The sequence below is a fragment of the Aureispira sp. CCB-QB1 genome (assembly GCF_000724545.1).
In the GTDB taxonomy this organism is placed as follows: Bacteria; Bacteroidota; Bacteroidia; order Chitinophagales; family Saprospiraceae; genus Aureispira.
Genome location: NZ_JHBV01000039.1, coordinates 286,643 through 293,716, shown reverse-complemented (window position 1 = coordinate 293,716; position 7,074 = coordinate 286,643). Strand labels below are relative to the sequence as shown.

6 protein-coding genes are annotated in these 7,074 nt (G+C 36.1%); 5 read left to right on the top strand and 1 reads right to left on the bottom strand.

Translation table 11 applies throughout. The features are described 5' to 3' along the window. Positions 1–333 (bottom strand): hypothetical protein (locus tag CG11_RS30400; RefSeq protein WP_197043894.1); only part of this gene is annotated, 333 nt, incomplete at its 3' end. Between the two features lie 754 nt (positions 334–1,087). Between CG11_RS30400 and CG11_RS20450 the strand changes: the two genes are divergently transcribed. From CG11_RS20450 to CG11_RS20430, 5 genes are all read left to right on the top strand, one after another. Next, positions 1,088–2,146 (top strand): tetratricopeptide repeat protein, encoded by a 1,059-nt coding sequence (locus CG11_RS20450; protein ID WP_052598706.1) that lies wholly within the window; start codon positions 1,088–1,090, stop codon positions 2,144–2,146. 7 nt (positions 2,147–2,153) lie between these two features. Then, complete coding sequence (locus CG11_RS20445; protein ID WP_052598705.1) at positions 2,154–2,588, top strand: hypothetical protein; 435 nt, start codon at positions 2,154–2,156, stop codon at positions 2,586–2,588. 35 nt (positions 2,589–2,623) lie between these two features. Then, entirely contained in the window at positions 2,624–5,059 is a 2,436-nt protein-coding gene (gene pbpC, locus CG11_RS20440) for a penicillin-binding protein 1C (RefSeq protein ID WP_052598704.1), read from the top strand. 248 nt (positions 5,060–5,307) lie between these two features. Beyond that, entirely contained in the window at positions 5,308–5,874 is a 567-nt protein-coding gene (locus CG11_RS20435; RefSeq protein ID WP_052598703.1) for a hypothetical protein, read from the top strand. A 165-nt stretch (positions 5,875–6,039) separates the two neighbouring features. Continuing rightward, a complete protein-coding gene (locus CG11_RS20430) occupies positions 6,040–6,984 on the top strand; it encodes a cytochrome-c peroxidase (RefSeq protein WP_052598702.1) in 945 nt (314 codons plus the stop codon). Positions 6,985–7,074 lie beyond the last annotated feature (90 nt).

Sequence of the window (7,074 nt, the reverse complement as noted above, 5' to 3'; positions counted from 1 at the left end):
GCCTGTACCTCCGCCAGTACCGCCACCAGTTCCACCTCCTGTACCTCCGCCAGTTCCACCTCCTGTTCCACCTCCTGTGCCGCCACCACTACCAGCGGGTACTGTACAAAGCGGTCCAGTCCATCCTGTAGGACAACTACAATGACAAGAGTCTGCATAAACAAATCCTGTACTTCTTACTGCAACAGCCACAACACCTCCATTTTGACAATCTAAGTGATTACAATAACACTCTGGATTATCAGGAGTATTCGCTTGAAAATCACATGGGTCTTCTTCTGCGCACGAAAATAGGAACACAGATAAGTATAGCATAAAAAATAGTTTTTTCATCTTTTTATTTATTTTTTTAATACATTTTTAAAGATAGCATCAACGATTTACTGGCACACAAGTACATAACATTGAGTAAAAGCCAAAAGGGGTTGACTCGCACTGATATACTATCTTATTTTGATAGATTTTTTGATTTTAAAAGGAGGATATAAGGCCTTTATTGATCCTTTCACAAAGAAAAACCAAAAAATATTCCTTTGGAGAAAAAACTACTAAGAAAAGAGAATCATATTAGACATCATTTGTGTTACTTTATAGTTTTTTCAAATAATTAAAAAAACAAAAAACACTAACTATCAAACACTTACCTATCAACCTTATCTAACTCACTTTATTTTATTTTTTGCAATATTTACTTTCTTATAATTGATATTATCTTTGCGCAACAGAAAAACAAGAGTTTTTTGAGGGATCAAGAGTTTTTAACTTTAAAATATCTAATTTACAAGGTTAAAAAATGTAAGCCTGCAAAGGCTTTGGAATGATATTTTCTGCATTCTTTTTACGTATCAATGATACTTTTAAGTAATCGTTCAAAAAAAATAACAAGTACCACGCAGTAGCAGCGTAGCTAAAACAGCCTTCTTTTTGCGCTACTCTTCATCAGAAAAACTTGTCTTAGCTCGCTAAGCCTTCCTTTTTCTTCTTGGATTAGCAAAAAAATAATCCCATTTTTGTTCTTCTTTTTTCTGACTACTTACTTAAAGCATACCAACCAATATTTAATCTACTCACTTTTATTTCTATTCAAATGCAAGCAATTTCCGCACTTTTTATAATTATTGGTCTATTTTATTCCTCTTTTGCATCTGGGCAGTATACTGCTGATGAGCTTTTTCAACAAGGGCAAGAAAGCTTTGATCAAGGCGATTTTGATGCAGCTGTTGCTTATTACAGCGATGCATTAGAAAAAAATGCCCAAATGATAGAAGCGATCATCAATAGAGGTGTTGCTTATGAACGATTGGAACAGTATGAAAAGGCATTGGAAGATTACGAAATTAGTATCGCCATAAACCCTAACTATCCCGTTGTTTATAACAACATGGGATGGATTCATTTTTTATATGGCAATTACAGTAAAGCTATTCATAACTATAATAAAGCCATTGCTTTGGATCCTCAATTTGCTTTAGCTTATAACAATAGAGGGTTAGCTAATAGAGCTTCTGAAAACTTAAAAGAAGCATTAGATGATTATAGGAAAGCCCTTCTTTTGGATCCTTATTATGCCGATGCTTATGATAATATGGGCGATATTCGTTTTGATTTAGAGCAATATTCAGATGCACTAATTCTATATTCTCAAGCTATCGAAGTAGATTCCTTTTTTATATCAGCATATAACAACAGAGGACTTACTTCTATGGAAATTCAACGCTACTGGGATGCTATAGAAGACTTTGACAGAGCCATAGAACTAGATCCATCTATCCCACTGTTATACATCAACAAAGGAAATGCACACAAAGAAAACAAACAATTTTTAAAAGCAATTGTTGCCTATTCTAAAGCTATAGAATTGGATCCTAACAATACTTCTGCATATCTTAATCGAGCTTATTCTAAATTGCAAGCAGAACAGTTGCTAAGTGCCTATGAAGATGTTCATAAAGTCCATCAATTAGATACCAACAATGCATTGGCTTATTATTACTTAGGACTACTAGAGGCTGCCTCTAATCGCCATCAAGAGGCATTGAACAACTACGGAAAAGCACTGAATTTAGATCCTTACTTAAAAGGAGTTGCCGAAGCGCAAGAAAAAGCAAAAAAAGCATTGGGACAAAATTCTCCAACAACCGACTAATTTCTTTATGAAATATGAACAACACTATAAGAGATTATTAGCCTCTAATAATGCAGCCAATAACCTTTTGGTTTTAAATTTACTTCAAGGACAAGAAAACTGGTCAAAATCTAAAGCGTTGACTTGGATTCTTAATTTATTTATTACCGACCTCCAGGAACTACAACAAGAACGTTTCTTGTATTTTGGATCAACTGGTTTATCCTTTATTTTTCATCACACAATTCTAACAGATTTCCCTCCCCTTGCCGCCTCTAACGACACGACACCTTCTTTGTACAAAGCTATTTTGATCTGCCGCATGCACAGCCAAAAGCAAAGCAAAATTTTGTACAAAATAGATTACATTGAGGATATTTCTAATTTATTAGACAAGTATAAACAACATCTTTTGGAACATTTAGAGCTAATTATTCGTAATTTTGTAACAGAGTTGAAGTAATCCTTAAACCTCTATACTTTCTTAATTCTTATTCTTTGAGTCGTTTTAGTAACAGCATTAAAAATATTTTTTATTTCTTTTGGGTACGCCACCTAAAAAAAACGCTTGTTGCCCTATTGGCAATCAGTCTAATTTATTGGTTTTGCCTACCTAAGAAAATCTTTGATACACCAACTAGTATTGTTTTGGTAGATCGAAATGACTATTTGTTAGGGGCACAAATTGCATCTGATGGTCAATGGCGTTTTCCGCATAATGATTCCGTTCCTCAAAAATTCATTACTGCCATTACAGAATATGAGGATCGACGTTTTTTTGATCATATTGGCATTGACTTAACAGGAATTGGACGAGCCGTTCGAGACAATTATCAACAAGGCAAAATTGCAAGTGGAGCGAGTACCATTACCATGCAAGTCATTCGAATGTCTACGCAGCGCAAAGGGCGTTCTATCTATAGAAAAATGCAAGAAATGATGATGGCTACTCGATTAGAATTGCGCTATAACAAGTCTCAAATTTTAGCCATGTATGCTTCCAATGCTCCTTTTGGTGGCAATGTTGTAGGCTTGGATGCTGCTGCTTGGCGGTACTATGGTAAATCTCCTCAACTCCTATCTTGGGGCGAGGCGGCGACTTTAGCCGTACTGCCCAATAGCCCAGGTCTAGTACATCCAGGAAAAAACAGGCAACGTTTGTTAGAAAAACGCAATTTATTACTATCCAAACTTTTAGAACGAGGTCTAGTGGACTCTATGACAATAACATTAGCCAAGGAAGAAGCGATTCCTCAAGCCCCCTTGCCACTCCCTCGCCTAGCTCCTCATTTGGTCAGTCGTATTGCACAAGACCAAAAAACAACCGACAGCAAAAAAAAGTACGCTTATTTTAAAACAACAATAGAATCCGATTTGCAAATTCGCATCCAACAGCTGATGCTTCAACAATACCAACGTTTGCAAAATAATGGTGTTCACAATATTGCCGTTTTGGTAAGCGACACTAAATCGGGAGAGGTACTTTCCTATTGGGGAAATGTTATTCCACCTAATACAACTGAAAACCAAGGACAAAATGTTGATATCATCACCGCACCACGAAGCACAGGTTCTATTCTAAAACCTTTTTTGTATGCATCTATGTTACACAATGGGAATTTATTACCACATAGTTTGGTTCCTGATGTTCCTATGTATCTTGGAGGGTATCGTCCCAAAAACTTTTACGAAAATTATGATGGTGTTGTTCCCGCTAGTCGAGCTTTAGTTCGCTCACTCAATATACCGATGGTTAGAATGCTTCAACAATATGGAACTGCAAACTTTTGTACTCAACTCCGCAAGATGGGGTTAACAACAATCACACAATCTCCCAAACACTATGGCCTTTCTTTAATTTTAGGAGGTGCAGAAGCTACTCTATGGGATTTGTGCGGTGCTTATGCCAGTATGGGCAGAACGCTTCTAAATTATCAAGAACGCATCCAAGATCAAACCGAAGCATATAGCCCTTCTGATTTTAGACCCTTGCATTATTTACTAAAAGACAGTACTCCCACTCCCAAATCGTTTTTAAGTGAAGCTCCTATCCTCAACGCCACTAGTATTTACAATACGTTTGAAGTAATGCGCCAATTGGAACGGCCTAATTCTGAAGGTGGCTGGCGATACTTTCAATCTTCTAGAGATATAGCTTGGAAAACAGGAACCAGTTTTGGTTTTCGGGATGCTTGGGCAATTGGGGTTACTCCTGAATATACCATTGGAGTATGGGTTGGCAATGCAACAGGAGAAGGCAAACAAGGATTAATTGGTGTAAAAGCTGCTGCCCCAATTCTATTTGATGTGTTTAATCAACTACCTCAAACTTCTTGGTTTACTCCTCCTCAACATGCGTTAAAAAAGCTACCTGTTTGTAAGAAAAGTGGTTATAGGCTTTCCAAATATTGTACAGATATTGATACGGTCGAAGTAGGTTCTAATGCTTATCAAGTCAAAGCCTGTCCTTTTCATCAACAATTACACCTAGATAGCAGCCAACTGTATCAGGTAACAAGTGCTTGTGAGTCGGTCAACAATATGGTTTCAACATCTTGGTTTGTTCTGCCTCCTTTGGAGGAATATTATTTTAAAAGCAAGAATCCAAGCTACAGAAAACCTCCAGAATTTAGGCAAGATTGTCGTTTTGGAGCTGAACAGCAATCCATGCAGTTTATTTATCCCAAAAATCCAACTACTATTTTTATTCCTGTAGATTTCGATGGCGAAATAAATGGAACCGTCTTTAAGATTGCTCATCAACTCCCCCAAAAAACAGTTTACTGGCATTTGGATAATGAATATTTGGGTATGACAAAGGATTTTCACGAAATGGAACTAAAACCTCTACCTGGTCAACACAAAGTCGTGTTGGTTGATGAAGATGGCGTACGTCTTGAACAACGCTTTGAAATTGTACTCAAAAAACGGTAGACGTTGTTCTTTTAATCCTCTTTACCTTCTGATCATCAGGGGATAAAAGCCTCAATTTTACTTCGTATAACTGCTTTTTCTTTGTATCTTTGGAAAGAGTTACAACATACTCGTAATTAGTATCCCTATTAATTTCTTGATTACTACTCTAAAACCTTGTTGTATTACAATTTATACTTTGTGAATTGGATTACCTACAGTATTTATTTCACGAAGGAATGACAATTTAATATTAAACAATTATAAAGATGGGTAATAATCATACAAACTATTGGAATGAACGGTGGGCAATAGTTCGTCCTGACATAGAAACGCTCGGAAAAACCTATTACTTTTCGGATTATGGCAGAATGAAAAGTATTGATAAAATTACAGGCAAGGAAAAATTTCTAAAAGGTTGCCAATTGACACAAGGTTTTATTCTTTTTAATATTTTCCTTAAAAACCGTCAACAAAAACGCTTTTATTTACACAAATTAATTGCAGAACAATGGGTTCCCAAAGAACACGAAGGTCAAACCTTTGCAATCCATTTGGATCGAAACGTCAGCAATAATTTCTATCAGAATTTAAAATGGATGTCTCAAGAAGAAATGACACAATTTCTTGCCGAGCACGGTGTTTTTGATCCTCAAAAAAGAAAACGTAACCCACACTATAAGCTTAACCCTGCTCGAGTTCAATTGATCAGAAAGCGATTAAAAGAGAGCAAAAATCGTAGAAAAATGATCGCTAAAGAATTTAATATCTCGGTAGAACATTTAAAAAAGATTGAAAAAAAGGAAATGTGGGGTTGGGTAGAAGAATTGAAGTAGCGTTTAACGAGTTATTAAGAAAATGATTCGCCTCGAATCTGTATCAAAGTCATACTTAAAGTTTATCTTTGTTCAATTAATAAATACTTCGTGGATGATTCCATGAGATTGTTAAAACAAAGGATGATTACTTACTTTAAGTTATTTTTATAAAGCCCCCGATGCATGAAGTTAATTAGTCTATTACTTTTTATAGGTTTGATCAGTTTGTCTAATATTTCTATCAAACTCCCTACAACAGACATAGAGCTAGGAAAAGAACTTTTTTTTGATACATTATTGTCGAAGGACAGTACTATTAGTTGCGCATCCTGCCACCAACCAGCCTTTGCATTTGCTGATACCGTTGCTTTTAGTATTGGCGTTAGGAATCAGAAAGGTACTCGCAATACCCCTTCTTCCATGAATATGCTATCAAGACCTTATTTTTTCTATGATGGCCGAGCTGGCTCTATCGAAGAACAAGTATTAATGCCTATTCACAATCCAATTGAAATGGATTTATCCATCTCTGAACTGCTGAGTCGCCTCAACAATCATAGTCATTATCAAGCAGCATTTCAAGCAATTTATGGTACCAATCCTGATTCTGCTACATTAGGAGCAGCTTTAGGCGCCTTTGTTTTTTCGTTGGAATCGCCAGGTGATTCTCCTTTCGATGAGTGGATTAATGGCAATACAACTGCTATGACTCCAGAACAAATAAAAGGAAGGGATATTTTTAATGAAAAAGCCAAATGTTTTGATTGCCACTTTGGACCAGATTTTACAGGAGATGAATTTAGAAATATTGGTTTGTTTAACGGTAGCGATACCTTGGGAGATGTTGGTCGCTTTGAGCACACCCAAGATTCTAGTGATTTAGGCAAACTAAAAGTCCCAGGTCTACGAAATATAGCTATTACAGCTCCTTATATGCACAATGGCATGTTTGCTACACTAGAAGAAGTTGTTGATTATTATGACAATCCAACACAATTCGTTCATGGAGCTATTAATACAGATACCTTGTTGCAAGAACCTCTAAATTTAACCCAAGAGGAAAAAGATTGCTTGGTTCAATTTTTACATGCGTTGACCGACAAAGCATTTATCAATACGAACGACTAGTTTATAAAAAAAATTCTCGATTCCCAACATAGAGTTACATTAAGAATCAAGAATTAAGTAAATACGGATAGCTAAAAAGCTATCACAAAC

Coding starts and splice junctions, on each gene's coding strand:
- CG11_RS20450 (WP_052598706.1), top strand. CDS start 1,088: ATGCAAGCAATTTCCGCACTTTTTATAATTATTGGTCTATTTTATTCC.
- CG11_RS20445 (WP_052598705.1), top strand. CDS start 2,154: ATGAAATATGAACAACACTATAAGAGATTATTAGCCTCTAATAATGCA.
- CG11_RS20435 (WP_052598703.1), top strand. CDS start 5,308: ATGGGTAATAATCATACAAACTATTGGAATGAACGGTGGGCAATAGTT.
- CG11_RS20430 (WP_052598702.1), top strand. CDS start 6,040: ATGAAGTTAATTAGTCTATTACTTTTTATAGGTTTGATCAGTTTGTCT.